The organism is Porticoccus sp. W117 (assembly GCF_030341905.1).
In the GTDB taxonomy this organism is placed as follows: Bacteria; Pseudomonadota; Gammaproteobacteria; order Pseudomonadales; family Porticoccaceae; genus SCSIO-12696.
On sequence record NZ_JATAAF010000005.1, the window covers coordinates 1 to 25325 of the forward strand.

The 25325-nt window shown below is 51.7% G+C and carries 29 protein-coding genes and 1 pseudogene; 10 read left to right on the forward strand and 20 right to left on the reverse strand.

The genetic code is table 11. The features are described from left to right. The coding region (locus QSV34_RS05180) for a hypothetical protein (RefSeq protein ID WP_289152579.1) at positions 1 to 216 on the forward strand (216 nt) is incomplete at its 5' end. Between the two features lie 313 nt (positions 217 to 529). On the opposite strand, the gene QSV34_RS05185 is transcribed toward QSV34_RS05180, so the two are convergent. The 8 genes from QSV34_RS05185 to QSV34_RS05220 all read right to left on the reverse strand — a co-directional run bounded on the left by QSV34_RS05185 (position 530) and on the right by QSV34_RS05220 (position 8308). Next, a complete protein-coding gene (locus QSV34_RS05185; RefSeq protein ID WP_289152581.1) occupies positions 530 to 1582 on the reverse strand; it encodes an HNH endonuclease in 1053 nt (350 codons plus the stop codon). Positions 1583 to 1921: 339 nt separating this feature from the next. Continuing rightward, the gene (locus tag QSV34_RS05190; RefSeq protein WP_289152870.1) at positions 1922 to 3019 is read right to left on the reverse strand and encodes a saccharopine dehydrogenase family protein; all 1098 of its coding nucleotides are present in this window, start codon (positions 3017 to 3019) and stop codon (positions 1922 to 1924) included. 5 nt (positions 3020 to 3024) lie between these two features. After that, positions 3025 to 4023, reverse strand: coding sequence for a DUF4166 domain-containing protein (locus QSV34_RS05195; protein WP_289152583.1), 999 nt, complete (start codon positions 4021 to 4023; stop codon positions 3025 to 3027). Then, positions 4020 to 4487, reverse strand: a complete 468-nt coding sequence (locus QSV34_RS05200) for a DUF2269 family protein (RefSeq protein WP_289152585.1) — start codon at positions 4485 to 4487, stop codon at positions 4020 to 4022. Before QSV34_RS05200 ends, QSV34_RS05195 begins: the two co-directional genes overlap by 4 nt. Before the next feature lie 105 nt (positions 4488 to 4592). Next, on the reverse strand, positions 4593 to 5483 hold the full coding sequence (locus QSV34_RS05205; protein WP_289152586.1) for an MBL fold metallo-hydrolase: 891 nt from the start codon (positions 5481 to 5483) through the stop codon (positions 4593 to 4595). A gap of 70 nt (positions 5484 to 5553) precedes the next feature. Then, positions 5554 to 6744: a M14 family metallopeptidase gene (locus tag QSV34_RS05210; RefSeq protein ID WP_289152587.1), complete on the reverse strand. Its 1191-nt coding sequence runs from the start codon at positions 6742 to 6744 to the stop codon at positions 5554 to 5556. A gap of 21 nt (positions 6745 to 6765) precedes the next feature. Continuing rightward, entirely contained in the window at positions 6766 to 7407 is a 642-nt protein-coding gene (locus tag QSV34_RS05215; protein ID WP_289152589.1) for a DUF2959 domain-containing protein, read from the reverse strand. Positions 7408 to 7435: 28 nt separating this feature from the next. Beyond that, positions 7436 to 8308: a lysophospholipid acyltransferase family protein gene (locus QSV34_RS05220; RefSeq protein ID WP_289152591.1), complete on the reverse strand. Its 873-nt coding sequence runs from the start codon at positions 8306 to 8308 to the stop codon at positions 7436 to 7438. Positions 8309 to 8472: 164 nt separating this feature from the next. Between QSV34_RS05220 and glyQ the strand changes: the two genes are divergently transcribed. The 6 genes from glyQ (at position 8473) to QSV34_RS05250 (ending at position 14009) form a co-directional block, all read left to right on the forward strand. Continuing rightward, positions 8473 to 9426 carry a glycine--tRNA ligase subunit alpha gene (gene glyQ, locus QSV34_RS05225; protein WP_502928989.1) on the forward strand — a complete coding sequence of 318 codons (954 nt, stop codon included), beginning with the start codon at positions 8473 to 8475 and terminating at the stop codon, positions 9424 to 9426. Beyond that, positions 9423 to 11495, forward strand: a complete 2073-nt coding sequence (gene glyS, locus QSV34_RS05230; protein ID WP_289152594.1) for a glycine--tRNA ligase subunit beta — start codon at positions 9423 to 9425, stop codon at positions 11493 to 11495. The genes glyQ and glyS overlap by 4 nt, the downstream gene beginning before the upstream one ends. A 30-nt stretch (positions 11496 to 11525) precedes the next feature. Then, entirely contained in the window at positions 11526 to 12260 is a 735-nt protein-coding gene (locus tag QSV34_RS05235; protein WP_289152596.1) for a lysophospholipid acyltransferase family protein, read from the forward strand. Positions 12261 to 12378: 118 nt separating this feature from the next. Beyond that, the gene (locus QSV34_RS05240; RefSeq protein ID WP_289152598.1) at positions 12379 to 12597 is read left to right on the forward strand and encodes a hypothetical protein; all 219 of its coding nucleotides are present in this window, start codon (positions 12379 to 12381) and stop codon (positions 12595 to 12597) included. Positions 12598 to 12718: 121 nt separating this feature from the next. Further along, complete coding sequence (locus tag QSV34_RS05245) at positions 12719 to 12883, forward strand: hypothetical protein (protein ID WP_289152599.1); 165 nt, start codon at positions 12719 to 12721, stop codon at positions 12881 to 12883. Positions 12884 to 13139: 256 nt separating this feature from the next. Then, positions 13140 to 14009 (forward strand): DMT family transporter, encoded by an 870-nt coding sequence (locus tag QSV34_RS05250; RefSeq protein ID WP_289152601.1) that lies wholly within the window; start codon positions 13140 to 13142, stop codon positions 14007 to 14009. A 3-nt stretch (positions 14010 to 14012) separates the two neighbouring features. On the opposite strand, the gene QSV34_RS05255 is transcribed toward QSV34_RS05250, so the two are convergent. From QSV34_RS05255 to pspA, 4 genes are all read right to left on the reverse strand, one after another. Beyond that, positions 14013 to 15011 carry a DUF4097 family beta strand repeat-containing protein gene (locus tag QSV34_RS05255; protein ID WP_289152602.1) on the reverse strand — a complete coding sequence of 333 codons (999 nt, stop codon included), beginning with the start codon at positions 15009 to 15011 and terminating at the stop codon, positions 14013 to 14015. Positions 15012 to 15075: 64 nt separating this feature from the next. After that, positions 15076 to 15555 (reverse strand): PspC domain-containing protein, encoded by a 480-nt coding sequence (locus QSV34_RS05260; RefSeq protein WP_289152604.1) that lies wholly within the window; start codon positions 15553 to 15555, stop codon positions 15076 to 15078. A 13-nt stretch (positions 15556 to 15568) separates the two neighbouring features. Continuing rightward, the gene (locus QSV34_RS05265; protein ID WP_289152606.1) at positions 15569 to 15829 is read right to left on the reverse strand and encodes an envelope stress response membrane protein PspB; all 261 of its coding nucleotides are present in this window, start codon (positions 15827 to 15829) and stop codon (positions 15569 to 15571) included. Positions 15830 to 15900: 71 nt separating this feature from the next. Next, positions 15901 to 16596 carry a phage shock protein PspA gene (gene pspA / locus QSV34_RS05270; protein ID WP_289152608.1) on the reverse strand — a complete coding sequence of 232 codons (696 nt, stop codon included), beginning with the start codon at positions 16594 to 16596 and terminating at the stop codon, positions 15901 to 15903. A 177-nt stretch (positions 16597 to 16773) separates the two neighbouring features. Between pspA and pspF the strand changes: the two genes are divergently transcribed. Continuing rightward, a complete protein-coding gene (gene pspF, locus QSV34_RS05275) occupies positions 16774 to 17775 on the forward strand; it encodes a phage shock protein operon transcriptional activator (protein ID WP_289152610.1) in 1002 nt (333 codons plus the stop codon). Here pspF and QSV34_RS05280 read toward each other — a convergent pair. From QSV34_RS05280 to gcvA, 3 genes are read right to left on the reverse strand one after another with little or no spacing between them, the layout of a single operon-like run. After that, positions 17705 to 18517, reverse strand: a complete 813-nt coding sequence (locus QSV34_RS05280) for a hypothetical protein (RefSeq protein WP_289152612.1) — start codon at positions 18515 to 18517, stop codon at positions 17705 to 17707. The two genes, pspF and QSV34_RS05280, sit on opposite strands and share 71 nt — an antisense overlap. Before the next feature lie 44 nt (positions 18518 to 18561). Further along, the gene (locus tag QSV34_RS05285) at positions 18562 to 19161 is read right to left on the reverse strand and encodes a DUF488 domain-containing protein (RefSeq protein ID WP_289152614.1); all 600 of its coding nucleotides are present in this window, start codon (positions 19159 to 19161) and stop codon (positions 18562 to 18564) included. After that, a complete protein-coding gene (gene gcvA, locus QSV34_RS05290; protein WP_289152616.1) occupies positions 19161 to 20045 on the reverse strand; it encodes a transcriptional regulator GcvA in 885 nt (294 codons plus the stop codon). Before gcvA ends, QSV34_RS05285 begins: the two co-directional genes overlap by 1 nt. A 216-nt stretch (positions 20046 to 20261) precedes the next feature. Here gcvA and QSV34_RS05295 point away from each other — a divergent pair, with 216 nt between their 5' ends. Beyond that, positions 20262 to 20891 carry a DUF4329 domain-containing protein gene (locus QSV34_RS05295; protein ID WP_289152618.1) on the forward strand — a complete coding sequence of 210 codons (630 nt, stop codon included), beginning with the start codon at positions 20262 to 20264 and terminating at the stop codon, positions 20889 to 20891. A gap of 105 nt (positions 20892 to 20996) precedes the next feature. Here QSV34_RS05295 and QSV34_RS05300 read toward each other — a convergent pair whose 3' ends face one another. The 3 genes from QSV34_RS05300 to QSV34_RS05310 form a co-directional block, all read right to left on the reverse strand. Further along, the gene (locus QSV34_RS05300; RefSeq protein ID WP_289152620.1) at positions 20997 to 21764 is read right to left on the reverse strand and encodes a hypothetical protein; all 768 of its coding nucleotides are present in this window, start codon (positions 21762 to 21764) and stop codon (positions 20997 to 20999) included. A gap of 150 nt (positions 21765 to 21914) precedes the next feature. Continuing rightward, positions 21915 to 22211, reverse strand: a complete 297-nt coding sequence (locus tag QSV34_RS05305; protein ID WP_289152622.1) for a MoaD/ThiS family protein — start codon at positions 22209 to 22211, stop codon at positions 21915 to 21917. Further along, positions 22208 to 23389, reverse strand: coding sequence for a WD40/YVTN/BNR-like repeat-containing protein (locus QSV34_RS05310; RefSeq protein WP_289152623.1), 1182 nt, complete (start codon positions 23387 to 23389; stop codon positions 22208 to 22210). Before QSV34_RS05310 ends, QSV34_RS05305 begins: the two co-directional genes overlap by 4 nt. Positions 23390 to 23471: 82 nt before the next feature. Between QSV34_RS05310 and QSV34_RS05315 the strand changes: the two genes are divergently transcribed. Continuing rightward, the gene (locus QSV34_RS05315) at positions 23472 to 24140 is read left to right on the forward strand and encodes an energy-coupling factor ABC transporter permease (protein ID WP_289152624.1); all 669 of its coding nucleotides are present in this window, start codon (positions 23472 to 23474) and stop codon (positions 24138 to 24140) included. A gap of 16 nt (positions 24141 to 24156) precedes the next feature. On the opposite strand, the gene QSV34_RS05320 is transcribed toward QSV34_RS05315, so the two are convergent. Both QSV34_RS05320 and QSV34_RS05325 read right to left on the reverse strand, forming a co-directional pair. Continuing rightward, positions 24157 to 25116, reverse strand: coding sequence for an ankyrin repeat domain-containing protein (locus tag QSV34_RS05320; protein ID WP_289152626.1), 960 nt, complete (start codon positions 25114 to 25116; stop codon positions 24157 to 24159). Between the two features lie 8 nt (positions 25117 to 25124). After that, positions 25125 to 25286, reverse strand: a pseudogene (locus QSV34_RS05325) (hypothetical protein); the annotation flags it as partial. Between the last annotated feature and the right edge of the window lie 39 nt (positions 25287 to 25325).

The window sequence follows — 25325 nt, forward strand, 5'->3', positions numbered from 1 at the left end:
GTTGAGGCCGGGAATGAGAGTGAGGTGCCGCTTAATGTATCCATAATAGGTGTCCACTTAATAATAGGTGGACACCATCATTATGCGTTCAGAACCGGATCGGTAGATGTGTTGGCCGGACGCTTACCATTGAGTTCCATTTTTACAGGCATAACAAACCCCTGCCCTGTTGTGGGCATTTCATTTATCTTTAGAACCTTCCAGCGGCTTTTTTAACGAGAAAGCGATTAACGCAAAAACGAAAAAGCCCCGGCATGACCAGCCAGGGCTTTATAGAAAGCGGTTTTCGGGTTGGAAGGTGTTTTGAATAACCTTCCAGGCATCAGCACTTAAAAGGTTAGTTTTTATTTTTCCGAATTGTTGATTGGTACATTTAAGTGCTCCTCATTTGGGTGGCTGCTTGGCAGCGGGTTTTGAGTGGTGGGGATGATAGCGAGTTTTATAATTGTGTCAAGCGGCGGAATAACGTCTGCCTTCGGCCAATTTCGGACCTAAACATTTTATGTTTTAACTTCGAATACCGACTTACCTAAAGATTGATCTTATGTTCAATATATTCGTTATCCTGTTTTATTTTTTCATATTCACTTTCAGAGTCAACCTGCCTCATCCAGCGCATAGGCTCACCAGCCAATAACATTTGCGTTGACTTTAATCTTTCTGAAATCTGTTGCTCTCCTAGTGCTTTTTGGCCTGTTTTATCAGGAAATATAACCAACTTTCCTCCATGTATTACTGCCATGGGTGCGACATGTTCGTGAGCCTTTGATATGTTAACTCCATAGAACTTAGCTTTTATCTGTTTGCCTTCTTCTCCTTCAATGTCTTCGTAGAGAGATTTGTGGCTATACGAAGGAAAAAGTACAAGTCTATCAACGACGAAACAGCAAGGATAAGATGCGCCAAGATATTCAATTATGCCAACTCCCACTCTTGGCTCTATTTTCTTGTTTTCGGGAAAATTTGCTAAAAAACATGCTGGCATTATTTCTTCATTCGGATTCAATATTTGCTTACGAATTATGTCCAGATGCGACTGAAACGCCCACGAATAACCCAGTTGCTTAAACCACGCTAAATAGGCCGCTGTGAGGTATCCAACCTTAACGTGATGCTCATTCTTTAGCAGCGGCACCTCGAAACTCATCGTCAAACTATCTGAGTAATTTATTGAATCAATTACTCCTGGAGGATTTCTGTCCTCATACATCAAAACCTGTATATTACTGTCGGTTGATTGTTCTACATCTGCTCTAACTCTGACACCATTTATTTCTATGTATTTAGGTTGTGTTTTTGTTGAAAATAGATTTTTCTCCACTTCATCTTTGAATAGAAAGTCGAGGTACTCACCAAACCACTTATCCTGATTTGAGCCAAACTTGCTGTTACATGGTCTGCATAGCAGTGTAAGTTCTTTCCCTCCCACAGAATCAGGAACGATATGAGCATCAGTAATTTTTTTAGCATTAAGCTCGATTGTTTTTAGACACGTAGGGCAAATGAAGATGTTCTTATATTTTCTATCAAATTTAGATAAATCGCGGGCAAGTTTATGAGCGATTTTCATTCTTTTTTTCATAAAGATTTACTCACAGAACTGATTCTATAGATAACTGCCCATTCAAACATGTGTCTAGAGGGGGCACTAAAAGGTGCTCTACATTTTCTTAAAATTAAACCCAATGTCCGAAATGGGTCAAAAACAGACATTCTATTCAAAAGAGTATTCTTAGCCGACAAGAAACAAACTAGAAAGGAAACCCTGAATACTCCCTGCCGCACATCCTGCCAGCTATATAGACGCTATAGTGCTTTATTTACTACCTGATGTGAACAGGTCGAATCGGCTTGAAGATAAGTGGTTTCTGATGGAGATTGCCGCGCCGTTTCGCGGCTCGCAATGACGGGATTATGCTCGCTAGTAGATACTATCTTCCCAAGAAATATCCATACTCTTCAAAGCCACCAAATACTCCCCCTTACCGATAAACCCAACACAGGGATAGGCTCCTGTCTGATTCAGTTCCCCTCGCGCTAATTTGCTACACAGCAGTATGGCTGGCATACAGGGTATATAAGGTCCATCACCACTTTTGGCAGTAAGTTCAAACTCAATGGTTTTGGGATTGCTATTTTTCCCCCTGCCAGAAAGCTGCATATAAAAGCCACTGTTGGCACTACCCAGGCGGTCAAACAAAAAGGAAGTTTTTAGTAGTAAGCCTGCGGATTTTTTCAAGTTTCGGATTAGTCCAATTCTCACCAGAAAGGAAAGCACCCATAGAGTGATATGAATAAAAGGCAATTCCAGCCCGGCATAGAAGCTAATGGTTTTCAGGCTTGGGTAACGTTTGGGAAACAGCGCCAGATCTGGCACATTACAGTTGCCCAGCAAGCGCCAGCCCAGTTTTTTAAATCGCTTGCGCTTTAGGCCTTGCCAGCCATAGACAGAATGCTCTCTGCCTTCTATCCGTGTAGTAAACGGTTTGCCCGTATAGCTAAGTATGGCCGCTGTGGTGGCCAAGCCGCGGGTAGTTTTTTGGGCGGTGGTGATGCCGTAATCTAGCGATTCCATTTCGCTGAACTCATCCTGATAGTGATCCACCAGTGCCGAGGTTAAGCAGGGAACAGAGCTGGCACCACTGATTACGGTTACTCCGGCGGCTTTTGCCTGAGCGTCGAGTGCGTCAATGCCCGCTACAAATTCTCGACCATCCGCCAAGTCGATATAGTGTGCGCCACACTGGATGCAAGCTTTCGCCACATCGTAGCCCTGCCCCTGAAACGGGCCGGAGGTATGAATCACGATATCTGGCTTTATTGCCTGTAATGACTTCCCGAGGTTTTGGTGAATATCCAGGGCTATTGCTTCTGGCCGATTGGCCGCTTCCATGTCGGCAATCAATGCCTGGGCTTTTGCCAGCGAGCGACCGGCAATCATCAATTGCAGGTTGGCATCGGTAGCCAGGCGTTTAGCGATAAAGCGGCCGAAGTTTCCGTAACCGCCGATGATAATCACCCGCTTCAATTCGCCACCTCAAACGTTCCTTTGTACTCATACACTTTGCCCCACCATGGGTGGTGAATATGAGTTTCCATTTCGAAATGGTTGTCGTCTATAGCACGCTCTTCGGCGTAGCCTTTGCCCATAAACCAATGCAGAGGGATTGGCATAAGCCAGCCGAATAGACGCAGTACATAACCACTGTGGGCAAGAATTACCTTTTCGCCGTCCCAGCTGTATTTGGATTTCCAGCCCAATCCAAACGCCATTAGTTCCACGACTTCGCCATCGTTTAGTGGCAACATTTTTGAATGGAAAATATAGGGCTTGTCAGCCGTGAAATAGAATTTGCGGTAAAAGTGAAATGCCTTGCTGTTTATCTCGCTTTGAAACTCTACGGTTGTCCTGACGTTTTGCGCGTTGCGGGTGGGGATTTGCCCCATCAGGCGCATTAGCGGCGCCAGCCAAATTAGTGGCGCTTTGCACATTACGTCCAGAGTGCCGCGTACGAGGTATTTGTCATTTGTGTAGGGGCGGTTGCGATAATGCTTATGCATGATTAGCGGCAGTTGATCCCAGCTATCACCAAAAATGGACTGAAAAATAGGTTGTTCTTTTAACTGCAAATTATCGATACGCCCCGCCCCTTTGCGATTGATCAGCCAGTTGCGTACAGCACGCATTGGCGGGTATAAAAATTTGGCTAAGCCATCTGACCAAAACAGGCTTTTACAAAATGCCATAAACGGATTTTTGGTTTCGCCATGGCGGGCCATAAATTTGAGAGCATCTTTGCCATGGTAAAAACGACCATCGGCGTAGATCACCATACCTTCATCCAAATCAAATCCTTTCTTTGTAATTGCTTGTAGCAGAGGATGTTCTTTTTCTTCGCGAGCATTTAATAAATGCAAAGCGCCGAATTTTTCTTTGATACGCAGAGCCTGGGCAGCCTGACTGCAAATTGGGCACTCGCCGTCGTAGATAAACCAAACGCCTTCTGTGTAAAACTCGTTCATATTGGTTTGGCAACCATCAGGTAAAACACTGCCATCAAACCTATAAAGCCTGGCCAACCCAACGCACACCACAGTTTAAATAGCCGATAATAACGCTGGGGAAGTTGTTCCTCTGTTTCTATGGCTACGGCCACCATTCGTTTCAGTTGTATTTGAATCCAAACTACCGGTAACCAGCACAAGCCGACCAGAATATAAATAATGTAGGTGGTGGTTAACCAGAAATCGTTCCAGTTATAGCCCACCAGATAGATCAGTGCGATTCCAGATAACGGCTGAATAATCACTGCTGGCAGGGTGAACAAGCAGTCGGCCAGTACGGTATTTTTAGCGGCGTAGAATTTTTCGTGAAGGTTGTTTGTTCGCATTGAGCGAAACATAAAAAAGGCGATGCCGATGCCGGTACCAAAAAGAATCGTGGAGCTTAGGATATGGAGGGTTTTTACAACCAAATAGATATTCACAAAGTGCGTCCTGCAGATTGATTGGCAAAGAGTTTATTCGCTGTGTTCAGGATGACAACATTAGGTGAATGGACCCCCGCCTTCGCGGGGGTGACGGCGAGGTATTTAAATCCCCTGATAAACAATCCCCACCCAAACATCCGCTTTTAAAAACCCGACATTCCACACCGCATCCAGATCCGCTGTGGGTTTGGCAGCAACGGTTTGTTCTTCGGTTTTGCCCTGGTCTTTCAGGGCTTTAATGCGCTTGTAAGCAATGGCCAACATATCCCGATATTTCTGCAATTCCGCTTTATTGGAAAGCGGGCCGTGGCCAGGAATAATTTGTGTATTGTCGTCGCTGTGGGCGAGAATTTTATCTACCGCTTTGATCATGCCAGCGATGGAGCCGCCGCTGTCCGGGTCGATAAAGGGGTACATGCCGGCGAAGTACAGGTCGCCAGCGTGGATGACGTTAGCGTTGTTGAATACGGCAAAGCTGTCACCGTCGGTGTGGGCATTGCCGACATGTATTACGCTGACTTCGTCGTTGTTCCAGTGCAAGGTCATGGTGTGGGAGAAGGTCACCACCGGCAGTGCCGCTTTCGGTTGCGGCGGCGACTTCATATTAAAGGCCTTGATGAACTGCTCTGTGGTCAGGCGCTTGCGAACGTTGTCGTGGGCGACGATCACACTGCCCGCATTGCCAAAATGTTCGTTGCCGCCGGTATGGTCGCCGTGCCAATGGGTATTCAGCAAAAATTTGGGTGTATCACCACCAACCTCTTTAATAGCCGCAGCAATGCGATCCGCCAGGGGGGCGAATTGGTCGTCGATCAGAAATGTGCCATCTTCCCCTACCGACACCCCCAAGTTGCCACCGGCGCCTTTCAGCATGTAGATACCGTCGGCGACTTTGGTGCTTTCCACTTTTACGTTGGCAAATTGATCATGGTTGTGAGCCACAGCAAGGCTGGATGCCAATAGCACAGCCGCTGCGAGTATGGTTTTTTTCATGGTGTTCCCTCCGGTTTTTAACAAAAAGTCACTGGATCGCCGCGCTACGCTCGCGATGACGCTACCGTATCTATTCCTGGTAGCTGGAAAGTAGCAGTTTCATCATTTCCTGGGCGGCGCGTTCGGCGATGATTTTGATTTCCTCTGTACCAGTGGCGTCTGCCATTTCGTAGGTGATGGCGGTGATTCCATAGTTTTCATGCACGTAGTTGCGCGAAGTAGGCAAGCCGGGGTTGTGGCCGTCCTTCCGCTCCATCACAAAGCCGGGAATGCGTTTTAAAAGTGCCGCCAGCCACTGTTCGGTAAACCCCTGGGGGAAGTTCTTTTTGTCGTCCGGCTGGGTGTAGAAGATATTTTTGTGGGTGGAGTGGAAGTCCAGAAACAGGTAGAGGGCGTCGCCATCTTCCCCTTTAAAACGTGTCAATTCGTCGCGCATTAATTGGGTTTCTTTTTGGGTGAATGGGCCCCAGTCTCGGTTCAGGTCGATGCCGCCAGTGCCGTGGCGCCAGTGGCCGTGCTGCACCCCGTCCGGGTTCATGTTGGGCACCACCACCAGGTTGAATTTTTCGCGGAACTGTTTGGCCAGTTCCGTATCGCCAAATACCTCCTCCACAAACGGCATCAGCGCCAAGGCACCGGTAACTTCCGGGGGGTGTTGCCGGCCAACAATCACCACATAGCCCGGTCGTTTGGCGCTGTTGGTTTCCAATTTATAAATGGGGCGGCCTTCCGCGGAATTGCCCAGCAGGCGTTTTTCCACAAAGTCGTGCTGGGCGACTTTGTCTTCCCAGTCGTGGTGGTCCTGGTTGCTGAGTATTTGCTGGCCGGCGACCCACAACGGTTGCGGGCCCACCTTGAGATTGAATTTGACGGTTTTGTCGTCGTACAGCAGCTGGTAGTTTTTCTCCGACATCAGTGCCCAGGTATTGCCGTCGCTGCTTACTTTGGGGGCGTAGCGGTGGGTACTGTAGTCGTAGTTCATGTACAGGCGAATGCTGCGTTTTTTCTCCGCGTAGATTTTAAAGGCGTACCAGGCAGAGTCATTGACCGGGCGATTCTCCGGTTTGATGTTGATGCTGTACTGGTTTTTGCCGATTTGTGAACACTCACTGACCCGGCCCATTGGAATGTCGCTGTCAATGCGCAAATCACCAAAAGCGCAGGTGGGGGTCAGGTTGACGACTTTGCTGTCGTGAGCCCACAGTGGGGCAGAAAGCAGCAATATCAGCAGCGCCCCCATTGTTTTATGTGTGTTGTTCATTGGAGCGCTCCTGATTGGCGATTAGCCCTGTTTAATTTTATTGATGAACTGGTTGGCCTGATCGATGGACTGCTGCATCTGGTAGATCAACCGCCCCACATCGGCGTCGATGGTTTTCAGCTCCCCTTTCAGGGAATCGATGGCGCGGGCGTTTAGATTGTGTTTCAGATATAACGTTTGATCCCGCAATGTGTTGAGTACCGGGGCGACACTTTTCTCTGCACGGCGCATGGTGCTTAGCAGCCTTTTGTACTGGGCGCGGGTGTCGCGCAATTTGCTGGCACTGTCTCGGCGCAATCGGTCGCTGGTGTAGCTTTCCAGTTCTTCTTGCCACTCGTCGAACAGGTCTTCGGCGACGTCTTCCACACCGTCGATGCGGGCGGTGATTTTAGCGGCGGCGGCTTCGCTGTCTTCAAATTCGCCTTTCAGCTGGTTGTAGAGCTTTTCCAGGTTGCCGCCATCGAAATTCACTACGGAGCGGTATTTTTCCAGGGCATCCTGAAATTGTTCCTGAGTATCTTCCTGGGCTTCCTGGGTGTCTTCAATACGGTCCACCAGAATGTCACGCTTGTGCACGCCGACTTTTTCCCAGGCACTGTAGTAGGCGCTTTCGCAGCCGGCAAGCAGGGTGAGCCCGGCGGCCAGTGTCAGTGCTCTTAACATATGACTATCTCCTTCAATCCTGAATCAGTCAGTAAATACTCGGTTTGCCCTCCGGGCATTGTTTGAAGCGTTTGTATTCCCACTGGTATTGCTGGGGTGCCCGATTAACCGCGGCTTCAATACTGCGGTTGAGGGCGGCCAGCGCTTCCGTTTGGTCTTCGCTGTAAATCGCCGGGTCTGGCTCCATATAGTAGACGTCAAAACCACCGGGCACCCGCAGAATAAAGTGCACTATGGCCTGTGCCCCGGAGCGCTGCAACAGTTTGTTGAGCAGCGTCATGGTCAACGCGCGGCGGCCAAAGAAGGGCGCGAACTCGCCACTGGCAAGGTCTGGCTCCTGATCCGGCAACACGCAGCTGGTACCTCCGGCGCGCAGTTTCTTGATCAGCGCCATTACACCGCGCTTGTCGGTGGGCACCATGTCCCCACCCAGGCGGCTGCGGGATTCCTTCAAGATGGCATCAAACTCCGCAAAGCGCGCTGGTTCGTACATAGCCGTCATATGGGTTTGTTGGCCAATCACCGTGCCGATGACTTCCCAATTGCCCAGGTGCGGAGTAACCAGCAGAATGCCGCGCTCATCTGCCAGTGCGCGATCCAGCAATTCCTGATTGTGGGTTTGCTTCACTTTTTTCGCCACCCACTCCGGGGGGCGCTGCAGTATCAAGGGGATTTCGAAACAGGTTTTGCCAAACTCAATGACACTGTGGCGGGCGAGCTTCTGCTGTTCACCCTCGCTCAGTTGGGGCATGCAATGCTGGATGTTGGCAAGGGTAATTCTGGCCTCGCGGGATTTGCTCAGCCACATAACTCGGCCAAGCAGAGCGCCCAAACAACGCACAGCGCCGAGAGGCAACCGGCCAACAGCCTTGAAAAGTACCATTGCAATTTTTGTTTTCATACGTCGCTTTCGCCGGGCTTGCTGAAGGCCATGAGCTTACCGGAAAACAGGCCTTCACCCCAGCCTGTACAGGCGCCTCTGGCAATTTCCCGCCCACCCTTACTTCCGCCACCGCTGGCCCGTATAATGGCCGCCTTTTGGCAATGCGGAATCAGGTATTCACCGTGGCAGACAGCAGTACTTTCCCCGACACATTCCAGGGCTTGATCAGCGCCCTGCAAGATTACTGGAGCGCCCAGGGCTGCGTGGTAATGCAGCCGCTGGATATGGAGGTGGGTGCCGGCACCTTTCACCCCGCTACTTTCTTGCGCTCTGTGGGCCCGGAATCCTGGAATGCCGCCTACGTGCAGGCCAGCCGCCGCCCCACCGACGGTCGCTACGGAGAAAACCCCAACCGCCTGCAGCACTACTACCAATTTCAGGTGGTGATGAAGCCGTCGCCGGACAATTTTCAGGAGCTGTACCTGGGCTCCCTGAAGGCCATGGGCGTTGACCCGGAAGTGCACGACATTCGCTTTGTGGAAGACAACTGGGAATCCCCTACCCTGGGGGCATGGGGTCTGGGCTGGGAGGTGTGGTTGAACGGCATGGAAGTGTCGCAATTTACCTACTTCCAGCAGGCCGGCGGCTTGGAATGCTACCCGGTCACCGGTGAGCTTACCTTTGGTCTGGAGCGCATCGCCATGTACCTGCAGGGCGTGGACAGCATTTACGACCTGATTTGGACGCGCGGCCCGGACGGTACCCCAGTGACCTATGGCGACATCTTCCACCAGAACGAAGTGGAGATGTCCACCTACAACTTTGAACACGCGGATGTGGATTTCCTGTTCCAGCAGTTTGACCACTACGAGAAAGAGTGCGCCAAACTGGTGGCCGCCGAACTGCCCCTGCCCGCTTACGAGATGGTGATGAAGGCATCGCATATTTTTAACCTGCTGGACGCCCGCCACGCCATTTCAGTGACTGAGCGTCAGGGTTACATCCTGCGGGTGCGCGCCCTGTCTCGCGAAGCCGCCACCAGCTATTTCAACAAGCGCATGGCGCTGGGCTTCCCGCTGGCGCCCAAGGCGTTGGCCGATGAGGTGATTGCGGCTAACAAGGGGGCAGAGCAATGAGTGCAGACTTTCTGGTAGAAATTGGCACCGAAGAACTGCCGCCAAAATCCCTGCTGCAGCTGTCCAACGCCTTTCACGACAATATCGTTAAAGGCCTCAAAGACGCCCAACTGAGTTTTGAGTCCAGCGTTGCCTACGCCTCGCCACGCCGCCTGGCGGTGTTGGTCAAAGCGCTGGCAGAGCAAGCACCCAGTCAGGAGATTGTCGCCTGGGGCCCGCCTGCAAAAATCGCTTTTGACGACAATGGCAACCCGGCCAAAGCCGCGGAAGCCTTTGCCAAAAAGAATGGCATAGACATCGCCGATCTGAAGGTGGAAAACGACGGTAAGCAAGACAAACTGTGCCACCGCGCCAGTAAGGACGGAGCCAAAACCAGCGACGTTGCCGCCGGCATTATCGAAGATACCTTAAAGGCCCTGCCCATCGCCAAGCGCATGCGCTGGGGCGCCTCTCGTACTGAATTTGTGCGCCCCATGCACTGGCTGGTGCTTCTGCATGGTGACCAGGTACTGGACGCCAATGTGATGGGTATTGAGTCCGGTCGCATCACCCGCGGCCACCGCATCCACAGTGCTGGCGATATTACCGTTGCCAGCCCTGCTGAGTACCTGGAGCAACTGCGCGCTGGCTATGTGATGGCGGATTTTGCCGAGCGCCGCGAACTGATTCGCAGCCAGGTAGAGGCCGCCGCTGAACAAGCGGGTGGCCAGGCGGTGATCGACAGCAACTTGCTGGATGAAGTGACCGCTCTTAACGAGTGGCCCACTGCCCTGCTGGGCCGCTTTGAGGAGCGCTTTCTGGATGTGCCCGCCGAGGCGCTGATTTCCTCTATGAAGGAACACCAGAAGTATTTCCATGTGATAGATGATAAAGGCGCGCTGCTGCCGTTGTTTATCACCGTGGCCAATATTGAATCCAAAGACCCTGCCCAGGTGATTGCCGGTAACGAGCGGGTGATTCGCCCACGGCTGGCGGACGCGGCCTTTTTCTACGAAACCGACAAGAAGGTTTCGTTGGAAACTCGCCGTGAAAAGCTGCAAAAAATCGTCTTTCAGGCACAGCTGGGTACGATCTACGAAAAAACCGAGCGAGTGGCCAGCCTTGCAGAAACACTGGCAACGGCGGTTGGTGGCGAGCCTGCCCAGGCAAAAAGAGCCGCCCAGCTGAGCAAGTCCGACCTGGTGTCGGAGATGGTGCTGGAGTTCAGCGACCTGCAAGGCCTGATGGGCCGTTACTACGCCCAACACGATGGCGAAGACAGCGAAGTGGCCGAGGCTCTTTACGAGCAATACCTGCCCCGCTTTGCCGGCGACCAACTGCCGCACACCAAAACCGGCACAACCTTGGCGCTGGCTGACCGAATCGATACGTTGGTGGGTATCTTCGGCATCGGCATGACGCCTACCGGCTCCAAAGACCCATTTGCCCTGCGCCGCGCCAGTTTGGGTGTGCTGCGCCTGTTGGTGGAAAACAATATCGACCTGGATCTGCGCGAGGTACTGACCACCGCAGCTAGTCTATACGGCGACCTGCCAAAAGCGGGTAGTGTTGTTGAGCAAGTACTTACTTACATGACAGAACGCTTCCGTGCTATGACGGTGGATCAGGGTATCGCCGCCGAGGTGTTTATGTCGGTGGCGGCGAAACAGCTCAGCAACCCTCTGGATATTCACCAGCGGGTGCAGGCGGTACACCGTTTCAGCGAACTGGAAGAAGCCGCCGCGCTGGCTGCCGCCAACAAGCGGGTATCCAATATTCTGGCGAAATCGGAAGATGAGCTGCTTGCGCAAGCCAACACCGGGCTAATGGAATTGCCGGAAGAGGTGGCACTTCTGGAAGCACTCGACGCGGTTGCCGAAGCAACCACTCCGCTGGTGAACGAACGCCAATACACCGAGGCCCTGCAAGCCAAAGCGGCATTGCGCGAGCCGGTCGATAACTTTTTCGACAAAGTGATGGTGAACGTTGACAATGACGAGGTGCGCCGCAATCGACTGACCCTGTTGGCCGCCCTGCGCGATGACTTTTTGCGGGTTGCCGATATTTCGCTGCTGGTGCCAGCAAAGTAATATGGCCGTCGCGTAAATAAGAGACAGATTATGAGCCCAATCAAACAAGCCTTTTACGCAATCCGCTCGGCACTTTTCTATATCACCTACGTGCCCTGCATGGCGTTTTTCTCCAGCTGTGGCTTTACCATAGGCCTTTTGGTGCCCTACAAAACCCGCCACGACATTGTCAGCCTGGGCGCCAGCTCCACCAATTTCTGGCTGCGGGTGTGCTGCGGTGTAAAAATCGAAACCGAAGGTAAGGAAAACATTCCCACTGGCCCCATGGTGATTCTCGCCAAGCACCAGTCCACCTGGGAAACCTACCATATGCAACGGCTGTTCCGGCCGGTAAGCACCATTCTCAAGAAAGAACTGCTGTCGATCCCTGTGTTTGGCTGGGGGCTGAAAAAGCTGCATCCCATCGGTATTGACCGGGACAATCCCCGCGCAGCCATGAAGCAGATTATGGCGCAGGGCAAGGAGCGCTTGGCGGAAGGCAATAATGTGGTGATTTACCCGGAAGGCACCCGTGTTGACCCCGGCGAGAAAGGCAAATACGCCCGCAGTGGCGCCGCGCTGGCCATTGAATCCGGTGTGCCCGTGGTGCCATTGGCTCACAACGCCGGGCTGTTCTGGCCCGGTCGTCGCTTCCTGAAATTCCCCGGTACCATCAAAGTCGTTATCGGCGAGCCCATTGCCACTGAAGGACTAACCAGCAAAGAGCTCACTGAACGGGTCGAAAACTGGATTGAACGGCAACAAGCGGTTATTGATCAGCCATAAGTGCCACTTAGCTCACAACTAAAGTGTTAACTAGTTCACAGATTTATAATTCCTTCTGGTGATATAAGCCTCACCCCACTTAATAGCACTCATTCTTTTTGCAATGAACTCTTACTTTATGAAACTGGTTGAAGAAGACCTTACCGGTCAAGTTTACTCGCACAACGATCGCCGATCTGCCGACAGGCCGTTCTTTGGCAACGATCGTCGTCGTGGCCCCAGGCGCACCAATGCCGACCGGCGTCAGTCCATCCGCTTTGAGGCAGACCGTCGCGCTAATGCAGGGCGCCGCAAAAGCGATTTCGATATGCGCGACTACCAGGTAAACCTCAAGTAAATACTGCTTGCCGCCTTTCTTTTTTAAGCCCTAAAAACGCTCTCCTAAATCAGCCATTTTTAGTCTGGGTTGGTCGGTCATTTACTGCTACATTACGGGTAATTGAAGCGGAGCATTGTCAATGGTTTTTCAAAGTGCTTACACCGGCCCGGAGCGCCGCCAAATCAAACGTCGAACACTTGCCGACCGACGCCAGGACATCCGTTTCGAGCCAGGCAAGCAGGATCGCCGCCAGGGGTCTGGGCGACGTGATACCGACCTGGATATCTGGGAAGATCACCAGTAGGCACCGCCAATTTCCTATCGCCATTCCCATACAGGTGCGCTGCTGTCGGGATAACCACCCAAGTTGTCATTGCGGGTGCAGCGAAGCAATCCAGTGTCTTGCAAGGCTTTGATTTCTTACTACAGCCGCTGGATCGCCGCGCTGCGCTCGCGATGACGATTTTTTAAGCCTCACGGATGTACGATTTCTTTTAACACCCAAAACCTTCCCATCCCACTAACAGCGCCCTACACTGCGCTATTTTTCCGGTGGGGTTATGGGAGTTTTTGCCGCATTAATCGCTGCGCTGGGCTGGGCCATCGCCACCCGCATCTATCGCTTTATGGGCAGCCTGTGGTCGCCACTGGCGCTCACCTGCATCAAAAGCGGTGTGGCCTCTGTGATGTTTGCTCTGTGGATACATTTTGCCGGGGGCAGTTTTTCCACGGATTCACTGGCCCCTGTGCTCTGGCTGGTACTCAGCGGCGCCATTGGCATCGGCTTGGGCGACACCGCCCTGTTTCGCGCCCTGATGCAGATGGGCGAATCCCGCAGTTTGATGATTGCCGAAACCCTGGCCCCTGCCTTTGTGGTAATTGCCGCCTGGTTCTTCCTTAACGAACAGCTCAGCCTGCGCCAGATACTGGGTATGGTTGTGGTGGTTGCCGCTGTGGATATGGTGGTGGGCCTGCGCCGCAGCAGCGGTGGCAACGCCCTCAATCGCATCGGCATTGGCTGGGCAACCCTGTCGGCTCTTTGTCAGGCCATCGGTGTGATTATCTCCCGCGCCACGTTTAACAGTACCGACATCAGTGCCGAAACCAGCGCCCTGTGGCGGCTGATTGGCGGTTTGGGAATTGTTGTTGTGCTGATGGCAGTCAGCCGGGTGAGTTTAATACCCAAAAGCAAACCCAGCGGACGCCAGTACGGCCTGTTGTTGTGCGCCATTGTGCTGGGCACTTTTGTGGCACTGTGGGGCTTACAGCTGGCCATCAAACTACTGCCCGCTGGCATCGCACAAACCCTGTTGGTGACCTGTGCGCTGATGGCCGCGATGATCGCCGCCCTCAAGGGAGAGCGGCTGCGGCCGGTTCAATGGTTTGGGTTGTTGCTGGGGCTGCCGGGTGTGGCGCTGGTGGTGATGTAACCTTTACAGCGCCATTGGCAAAGATAAGGGCTGAGCTGCAGAGGCGTGCTGCGGCTCTATTTTTAGAACGCGCACATTACCAGCACTGGTGCGTAACGTCAGATTGGGGCCACCGCCGTTCAAGGTGCCGCTCAGGGATTTTTTACTGCTGTCATCGGCGTTTTCCAAGGCAAATTCCGAGCGCACCCGGGAGCCTTTGGCATCAATATTCAAGGCTACGTCAGCAGCAACTAGCGCAGTAACGCCGCCCGCGCTGGTACTGAGCTTACTGTGCTCTGTGGGTTGCTGATAAAAGGTTGCCTTGATACTGCCACCAGAAGTTTTGGCCGACAGCCCGGTGCCCACAGCATCTACATGAATGCTGCCGCCTGACGTTTTCGCCTCCGCCATGCCGGTGACACGACCCAGTTTGATGCTGCCACCAGAAGTGCGGGCATTGAGGTTGCCTTCTACGCGTTCAGCACTGATGGAACCACCGGAGGTTTTTGCCGCAACATCGCCGGATACAGTGCCGATGCGGATACTGCCGCCGGAGGTCTTGCCGTTGATTTCGCCATCAATGCCATCAAAGCGCAAGCTGCCGCCCGCGGTTTTTGCCGCTACGGCACCTTCCAGGTTGCGAGCCTCTATTGAACCGCCGCTGGTCAACAATTCCACGTTAAATTGCTCTGGCACCAACAGGTAGTAGCGCACTTTACTGCTGCCCCAGCCCCACTCAAACCAGGTGCTTTCTTTCTCACCAATAACCTCTACCACGCCATTGCGGTAGGTCATGGTGACATCAAATTGGTCTTCGTCCAGGCCTTCAATTTCTACACGCACCACAACCGTGTCTTCCGGGTGAGACTCCACCGTGATGGCACCGGTGTCGGTACCCACCAGCAATTGCTCACCGGGGGTCACTTCAAATACTTCTTTGATTTCACGGTCGGCGGCGAAAGCGGCGGCAGGGGTTAACAGCAGTGCCGATACCATCGCCACCGCAACAGTTACTTTTTTCATTATGGTCACCCTTTGTATTGGATAGACGGTCTTGGATCAGTGTTCTTGAACCAGTGATGTTGGATCAGGAATCCATTTTGGCGAATTCGCGATTGAGTTCGTATTGGCGGGAGGTGACGTAGGCCTCCATTCCCTCCACCCGGCTGATGGCGCGCTTGAGGCGCTCCTGAGCACGGCGCAGGCGGATGGACGATACTTTGCCATCAGCGCTTTTCCTGGATTTGCTCGCTGATTTTTTCTGAGACTCGCGAGCCGTGTTACGAGCTTCCAGCGACTCATAGGCTTCCTTTGGGCGCTTTCCCATCACCAGCCAGGCGAGCAGGTAGATAAAGACCGCTGTACCGGAGAGCATGAAAAAACCCAGTACAAATCCGACGCGCATCACCCAGGTGGCGCAACCAAAGTAATCCGCAAGCCCGGCGCAGACACCGGCGATCACTCCTTCTCTTTTGTTGCGGTACAGGTCGCGGTTCCAGCCGGACTCCCGAGAGTTGTTGAATTTGCGTTTGTTGCGCTGCCAATCGTTGTGGTGCTGTCCAGACATAGTATGTTCTCCGCTATTCTCCGGCGCTGCGCTTTTTTACCTTGCGCCAGTTCGGGTGGGTGTCGTCCAGTATGGATTCCAGGACTTCGATGCGATCCACCAATGTGTCGATGGTTTCCAGCATCTCCTCGACCACTACCCGATCCTGTGAGTCCATGGATGCCCCCTTGGAGCTTTCCATGGATTTGGTGTGGCGGTTGCGGCTGGAAATCAGCATCGGTACCACCACGACCATAAAAACGAGCGCCAGTACAAATAAATGTGATGATTGCATAGTGTGTGAGCTCCGGCTCGGCAATAAAGGGTGTTAAAAAAGAATAGACCCAAAGTTTACCACCGGACGAATTATTGCTGCTGGCCGTTACCCTCTGGTTTGGTAGCAGACATTTCTGCCTTGATGCGCTCCAGCTCCTCGTTCACTTTTTCGTCCTGATGCAGGCTGTCAATTTCGGTGGCCAGATCCGGCTTGGGTTCGCGCCCCAAGTCCATGGCCTCCACCTGCCCTTCCAATTGATCCATGCGGCGCTCAAAGTGTTCAAAGCGGTTAAAGGCTTCGTCCAGCGCTTCGCGCTGTACCTGGCGCTTCACCCGCATGCGGTCGCTGACGGTTTTGTTGCGCAATAACAGAGCCTTTTCTTTGGCGCGGGCGTCGTTGAGCTTTTGCTGCAACTGGGCCACTTCGTCGTTGAGGTGTTCCATCTGTTCGTCCAGGGCGATCAGTTCTTCCTCGATAGCGACACACTCTTCTGACATTGCCTGCTTCTCTGCCAACGCCGCGCGAGCCAAATCTTCACGGCCTTTGCTGATGGCCAGGCGCGCTTTACTCTCCCACTCGTCTACTTCCGAACGCACCCGATCCAGCCGACGCTGCACGGTTTTGCGATCGGCAATCACCCGCGCGGATGAGCTGCGCACTTCCACCAGGGTTTCTTCCATTTCCTGAATGATCAGGCGAATCATTTTGCGGGGGTCTTCGGCCTTGTCCAACATGGCGTTGAGGTTGGAGTTAATGATGTCGGCCATTCGAGAAAAAATTCCCATGAGTTGCTCTCCTGTTAAAACCTGTTTGCTTCAGTTGCCCCTTGTATATCAACTATCATGCCAAAACTTAACTCATTGTTTTTATTGGAATTTATTAAAAACCAATCTAACGAAAGAGTAAAATAAACCCATATTTAGCTATTTAAACCATATTTATTTTGGTAAATTTCGCTAAACATGAGTGAGCAACGAATCATTGGCGAATCCCCTGCCTGGGTAGAAGCACTGGATCAGGTATCCCAACTGGCGCCTATCAACCGGGCGGCGCTGGTACTGGGTGAGCGCGGCACCGGCAAAGAGCTGGTGGCTGAACGCCTGCACTACCTGTCACCGCGTTGGGATCAGGCCTTTATAAAGGTGAACTGCGCCACCTACACCGATGGCTTGCTGGAATCAGAGCTGTTTGGTTACGAACCAGGGGCATTTACCGGTGCCACCCGCCTGCATCGCGGCCACTTTGAGCGGGCCGACGGTGGCACCCTGTTTCTGGATGAGCTGGGCACTCTGCCGAACCGAGTGCAGGAAAAAGTGTTGCGCATTATTGAGTACGGCGAATTTGAACGCCTTGGCGGCCAGCAAGCCATTGCCGTGGATGTGCGCATTGTGGCCGCCACCAACGCTGACCTGAAAGCCATGGCAGATAACCATGTATTTCGCCACGACCTGCTGGATCGGCTCGCTTTTGATGTGATTAATCTGCCCTCCCTGCGCCAACGGACAGAAGATATTCGCCTGCTGTGCGAGCATTTTGCAGTGCGTATGGGCCACGAACTGGGCTGGGAAGTTTTTCCTGGATTTTCCGCCAACGCCATGCGCCAGTTGCATCAATACCACTGGCCCGGCAATGTGCGGGAATTAAAGAATGTGGTGGAGCGCTCTGTGTATCGCTGGGGAAACCCGGAGGAGGCCATTGGCCAGGTAATCATTGACCCGTTCACCACCAACACCCAGAGCAGCGAAGTGGTTGCCGAACTTGCGCAGGCGATTGCAGAAAATGCTGAGTTACCCAACTTCTCCGAAGCCACCGATAAGTTCGCAACTCAACTACTGCAGCGAGCACTGGAAGAAAACCAGTTTCACCAGGGCAAGGCTGCGGAAAGCCTTGGGCTTACTTACCATCAGTTTCGTGGGCTGTACCGTAAGCATGATTTGGCCAATCTATCAGCAAGCGATCAATAACCGCATACATTTCTCCATCACTTAATTCACCGCGCTCCGCCATGGAAATGCACAGATTGGCCGCGTAAGCCGGTTGCTGCCAACGCGCTTTAAGTAATGACAGCGCCGGGCCGCCGCCAGCAATAATATCTTTGATCACCAACGGGCTGAACATGGCCGCACTTTCCACCACCGGGCACTGCACCACATTGTGAATTGCCGTGAGCAACTTGGGGCCAATAAATTGTGGAGGCATAGTGCCGGTGGTTTTCGCTAACAGTCGTTCGGCGTGAGCGCAGTAAAAATCCAGAAAAGCGTTACCCTGGCGAAATACCATAAAGGCGTTGTGCACCTTCTTATATATCTTGAGTTTATTCACCTGCTTATCGTCCGCCTGCACCCAGGTTTCACGACCCACAGCATAACCTTCAGGCAGTTCCGCTTCTGTAGGCAGGCTGAATTTTTGCGGCGCGAAAATTAAAAAGTCTGCGTCGCACCAAACAACGGTCTGGTAGCCATCGGCGAGAAATTTTTGAATCCATTTCAAACGCGCCAGATCAGTGGCAATCACAGTCTGGCCCGTGGTTTTTTCCAGCAGTGATTTATCGATTGGCTCAAATAATTCGTCGCGTAAATATCGATAATCGTAATTACAATTTTTTGCCCAGCTTTTTACAGAGTCCAGGCAGCGGCTTAACCAACTGTATGGCAGTGGTTGCTTGTGAGACTGAAATACCAGAGTTTTATTTTTCGGTGCTGACATTTAAAATTTTTTAGCGGGTTTATTTTTCAAATAACACAAAATTTTTAATCTTCACTTTCCGGCTTTATATACGAAGTTAATGCACACTGTTTTTCCCAGGCCAATTCCAATTGCTGTTCCGGGGTGGAAAACAAATCGCCGGTGGTGCCCAGAAAAACAGCCAGGCGTTGTTCAAGTTTTTGTTGGGATTCCAGTTCGCCATCGTGATGAATATGCGCAAGCTCCATATTCAGTTTGCGACGCAGGTAATAGCCCACCAATAAGCTGCGATGGCATTGGGCTGGATCTTTTTCAGCGCACAGCAGGGCAATATTCATATCTTTGGCCAAGCCATTTTGTAACCTTTCTATACCCTGATGAAAAAGATCAGAATTCATCAGGCGATCAAATTGCACCTGCCCACACTCATTGTAGTGGTTGTCGTCTTTGGAACGCGGCCCCAGCTCATCACCCAGATACACGTAATGAATGCCATGGCTTTTTAATATTCCTTTAAGGGTTTCCCGGTGGTACTGATGAAAGCGTTTGCTGTAAGGCACTGAACGCACATCGGCAATGGCGCCGATACGGTAATTAGCCAACTGCTTAATAAAAGTATCTACCGGCTTGGTGGCATAGCCGATGCTGTATAACGCGCCCGCCATTAATTACCGGGCTCCCTACAGGAGAGTAGCCAATCGTGAAATGCCTGCACGTTGGCATCTGCCAGATGCGATTCCGGGCATACAAAAAAGTACTGGAAGTTCGATTCCATAGGACGATCAACTACTTTTACCAAGCCACCACTTTTCAGGTAATTGGCCACAAAGCTCTCCCGCGCCAGCATTACCCCCAAGCCGTCCACTGCTGCCTGTATCTGTATTCCTGTGTCGTCATAGGTGCGCTGCTTACTGACCTGGTAGCGAATGCGCTGTTGTTTGAACCAGCGGCGCCATTCATCGTAGCGCTTGGTTTCCATCAGTAGTGGAAGCTTTTTTATATCCGCTGGTGTTTTTACCTTTTTCGCCAGCTCTGGCGTACACACCGGCACCAGCTGGTCGTTTGTAATTCGCTTTATATAAAGGCCCGGCCAATTACCATCACCAAGGCGGATGGCAATATCCACATCCGCCTCCTGGCTAAAGTCCACATTGCGGTGCGACGCCGCCAGGCGCAGGCAAATTTGCGGGTGTTGTTTCTCAAAGTCCGCCAGACGCGCCATCAGCCAGTAGCTGGCAAAACTGGGCAAAATGCTCACCAGGATACAGCCTGATGTTCTGTCCTGGCGTATACGCGCAGTACCCTTGCGCAGAATCTGCAGTGACTCTTCCACTACCTCAGCGTATTGCCGACCATTGCTGTTAAGGCTGATCTTGGGACCAAGGCGGTCAAACAAAGTGCAGCCCAACTGTTCTTCCAGCAGTGCAATCTGGCGGCTGACGGCCCCCTGTGTAATGTTCAATTCTTGTGAAGCGCGAGTAAAACTACCGAGTTTGGCCGCAGCTTCAAACACGCGCACAGCATTTAAAGACGGCAATTGTCGTGGCATCTCAATCTTCCAGTTATTACAAAAAGTAATATTAAGGATTCATTAATATCGATTTATCAATGGATTAGCTTGGTTAATATTAGCAGAGCTGATGGCAACAAAGCACTTTTTGAAGTGCTGAAAAAAATTTTTTAATTTTTTTTGCCTCTGGCGCATCCGAAATTGTTTTTCGCTGCGTCTATATAGCCACAGAGAGACGATACAGGAGACCCCACCATGACTACTCTGAAAAACAACCACTCGAAAAACCGCTTTTTGAAAATTACTGGCCTGCTCGGTCTGGCTTCCGCCCTGGTGGCTTTTGCCAGTGTCAGCTTCGCTGACGAAACCCGTTTGGTACAACAGCCCTACGCCACAGAGGTGGCGGCGGTAACCGCGGCAGCCAATCGTTTTAATCCGGATTCCATCCGCAAAGACCGTGAGTACATGGGCACCGTTTTGGAAAAAGACGGTCTCTACTACTACACCTATACCGTTGGCCACCGCGGCCACGATGAAATCACCACGATGCTGCCCGATAGCGAGTTCGGCAAAGCGGTGGCACTGTGGCAAACCCATGGCCGTGTCAGCCATAAGAACCGCTTTTTCTCACCGTCGGATACCGATGTAGCCAAGCGTTTGGAACTGCCTTTTTACCTGGCAGATCACACCGGCGAATTGAAAGTGTACAACCCCGGTGACGACACGCTGCCACTGTTAACCGCCCAACGGAAAGGCTTTTATGTACGCGGCGCCTCCGAAGGCAGCTTGGTTAAAGACGAACTTGGCAATGTGGTTGCCATCGCTACCAAGGCTTCCGAACAGAACAGTGTCGAAGACGGCAAACGGGTTGCGGAACTGCACTAATTCATTAATGCACTAATGCCCCACACCAAAGATTGTATCCCCTTGACCACACCCCGCTGGCTACGCCAGTGGGCTGTGGCTTTTTTTGTGTGGTGTTGGAAGAATTTAGTCGTATAAATTTTTGGCAAACGCATCCACATGGAATTGAATATCGTCCTCTCCAATCTGGTCAAAAGGGTTCTCCAGGTGAGCCTGGATATTCGACAGGCTCACCAACACCAGTGAAAACAGTATCGGCATGGCGTAGGTTACATAGTGGGAGTAGCCTGACGCCTGGCTGGCAAAGTACGGGCCGTAAATAATTGGCAGCAAGCTGATAAACACCGCACTGAACGTACGCAGGGTTTTTGGGGTTCGGTACTGGTATATGTGTTTTATGTTTTCAAACGCAAACAACATTTTGCTCAAGTACTGATTGCAACGAGACACTTCGCCACTGGCCAGGCCGTTGCCCCGCAAATCAGTTTTTATAAAACGAGACAGCTGGGAAAAGTTGCGATAAACCACCTCTTCGTTTTGTCGCAAGTTCTTGTCGCTGTCAGACAGCATCGCACTGGTAGCACTGAGAACGGCCTGCAATTGATCACGAGAATTTTGCAGCAACTCCGGGCTGGGGTTTTCCAGCCAGTCGCGAGCGGCAAAGAAAATAGCGCGACCGTTGGACTTTAACGCGCTGTACTCTGTCAGCGCTTTTTCCCGTCGCTTGTAGGCACCGTTAATGGAAAACACCACCGGAAAAACCACTGCCGTGGCCACCAGGGTCAAGGGGAAGTTGGCGGTTACCTGATATTTGATACAGAGCCAAGTGGAGATAATTGCGGTTACCGTAACCAGCAAGGTTCTGAGGTTGATGATTTTCCAAAGGCTTTTCATTATTTTTCTCCTTTTTAATTCAAACCGTCATTGCGAGCGCAGCGAAGCAATCCAGTGTCTTTTACACGCTGATTTATAGACAAAGCCACTGGATCGCTTCGCTGCGCTCGCGATGACAATTTCTAAATACCGATGTAATCCTTCTTACCTTTAACCACCCACAATCGCACCGACAATTAAAAACGGCTCTCGGCCTTCAGCGACTTCAGCAGGCAGAGCCTCATCACCTGGGCGAAATGACCAATCCTGCTGGCAGGCGAAAAAGCGGATATAGGGGCGGCGCTGTTTGCTCTGGTGATCGCGAATGGTACCGCGCAACATAGGGTAGAGACTTTCCAAAGCATCGAGAACAGAATCGCGGGTCACCTCCCCGATTACTGCCACCGTCACTTCGTCGTCCACCGCCGCGAGATTCTTCAGATGGTAGGGCAACACAACCCGGATCATGGCAGGGTTTGCACCTCTACCGAGAGTACTGCAGGCAGGTCGCGAACAATGGCGTGCCAGCTGTCGCCACTGTCTGCGGAAGCGTACACCTGGCCACCTGTAGTCCCAAAGTAGATGCCACAGGAAGGCATGGAATCCACCGCCATGGCATCACGCAGTACATTGACATAGCAGTTTTTCTGAGGCAAACCGTTAGTAAGTGCACACCAACTTTCACCACCGGTGCGACTGCGGTACACCCGCAATTTGCCATCCGGGGGATAGTGCAGCGAATCGCTTTTAATGGGAATCACGTAGATGGTTTCCGGCTCGTGGGCATGCACTTCAATGGGGAAGCCAAAATCGCTGGGTAGGTTGCCGCTAACCTCCTGCCACAAATCACCGGCGTTATCGCTGCGCATCACATCCCAGTGCTTTTGCATAAACAACACATCTGGCTGCGCCCGATGGCGGGCGATGCTGTGCACACAATGGCCTACCTCCGCTTCCGGGTCGGGGATGTAATTGGACACCAGGCCACGATTGATGGGCTTCCAGCTTTGGCCACCGTCATCGGTACGAAATACACCAGCGGCGGAAATAGCCACGAAGATGCGTTGCGGATTGTCTTCATCCAGCAGAATACTGTGCAAGCACATACCCCCGGCGCCGGGGGACCACTGGCTGCCAGAGCAATCCCGCAACGCCGCCAGCTCCTGCCAATTCTGACCGCCGTCCCGCGACACAAACAGCGCTGCATCTTCCACCCCGGCATAAACGATATCCGGGTCGCTGGGGGATGGTTCCAGATGCCACACCCGCTTGAACTCCCAAGGGTGCTGACTGCCATCGTGACTCTGGTGAGTGGCCAGGGGTTTGCCAGTCTGCTCGGAGATGTCGTAGACAAACTTATTGCTCTCCCCCTGAGGCATACCTTGCTCAGCGTCAACTTGCTCTCCGGCTGGCGTGCCGGGCTGATACCAGCTGGCGCCGCCATCGTCAGAACGCTGAATAATCTGGCCGAACCAGCCGCTGCTTTGAGACACGTAAATGCGGTTCGTATCTGCCGCAGAGCCCTTGATGTGGTAGATCTCCCAACCGGCGAAGTGAGGGCCGCTGACATCCCATTGTTGCCGAGCCTCGTCTGAAGTGAGGATAAATGCCCCTTTGCGGGTGCCCACCAATACGCGTACCTTCATATTTCCCCCAGCCTGTAGCTGCCATTAACGAAAGCATAGACCAGCGGCTACAATGGTGCCCTGCACTGCCGAGATTTACCTTGTGACTTTTTACACCGATCTGTTCCCTGCGTTTTGGCACTGGTTGTGCTGGCCATTACTGATCTTTTGCCTTAGCACAGCTATTTGGCAATTCCCCCTGCGCAAAGTGCTGGCAGTGCCGCTGCGGCAACATCTGGTACTGGGCTCTGCCGTGGCAATGGCATTGATCTGGATGCTGGCGGCACAACTGGGTGACCACCCCTTCGGTATCCATTTGTTTGCCGTCACCGTGGTGGTGATGTTAATTGGCGTCAGTCCGACACTGATCGCCTCTGGCTTGGCGCTTGTGTTGTACACACTGGTGAATAGGGATGTTCAGTGGATTGCCTTTGCGGTGAACTACAGCCTGGGCATCCTGCCGCCAATCCTGGTAAGCGCCGCCTGCCTGAAAATTGTCAGCCGCCTGCCGCAAAAGAACTTGTTTGCCTATATGCTCGGCGTCGGTTTTGCCGGCGCCATTGTGGCGCGTCTGATAACAACGTTTTTGCTGTACGGATTGATGTTGCTTTCCGGCGAGGCCGTACTGTTAAAGATTGCCGACACTTATTTACCCTGGATGTTATTGATCACTTTTCCAGAGGGGTTTATTAACGGCACGATTGCGTCTGGGGTTACGGTTTACTTGCCCCATTGGGTGAGGAGTTTTGATGAGGAGAGGTATTTGGGGTGATTTATTCTACGAGCGATTATTTATTTACTTCATAGATAAAGTCATCAATCTTTTCTATTAAACTATCTGAGTTCATCTCTACCATGAATTCTCTAACAGATTTAACCCCCTTATCTTTTGCGCCATCCAAGCTGGCTCCTTTTGTAATTAAATATTTAGCCATTTCAATATCGAAACGAAATGCAGCAAAGTGTATGGGTGATAAGCCGGTATTAGAGACCTGATTAACATCACAGCCAGCATTAACTAACACCCGCACTACATCAAGGTTATTTTTCCCTGACGCTATAGACAGTAAGCCACTACCAATTTTCGTTCGCCAGTGAATAACTTTTGGATCCGTGATTAATATTTCAGAAAGCACATCTGACTTCCCCCATATGATTGCTTCTACTGCTTTCTCATGGGGCTCTATATCCATCCCTAGAATATTTGGCGAAAAGTCGACAATATCTATTTTATCAATGATTTCGTGGATGCTGAGAATATCTTTTGAATAGCTATGTGGTGGTATCAGTAAAGGGTAAGGGCTCGAAAGATTAAGACTTTCAGCAACTAAGCCATACTTTGTTGCTGAGCAAGGATCAAAAAAGCGCTCTTTATCATCATGAACCAGGGAGACAGCACACCCAGTAGATGTAGATAACCCTAAAACAACAAGAATATCCTCTTTTAAAGAACGGTATGGAGACTCGCTAATCTCATGCCCCATATGCAGCCGACTGGCGAATTCATTGCCATAAGATCTAGCCTGCAAAAAAATGGCTTTTTCATATAGCTTTTTTTCTAATTTTTTATTTTGAATATGATCCTTCTCTTCCTCTGTTCTTTTGTAAATATAAACAGGGTAGCCAAGCCACTCGACGAGTGCTGAGCTGCCTGGGTTTAGCTTAGAGGTATCAAATTCGACAGCAAAAATCTGCCCGCAAAAAAATGAGCAGGCTAAAAATATGACCTTAGCGTAATTAATCAGCACCGTTGCTTTTACACATCCAGATTAGTCACCGCCAACGCTTTAGTCTCAATAAAGTCCCTGCGCGGTTCCACATGATCACCCATCAGACAGGTAAACATTTGATCCGCCGCAATAGCGTCTTCGATGGTGGCTTGCAGCAGGCGGCGGTTTTCCTTGTCCACAGTAGTTTCTCCACAACTAAACCCTGTTTATTTTTTGGGTAATTTCGG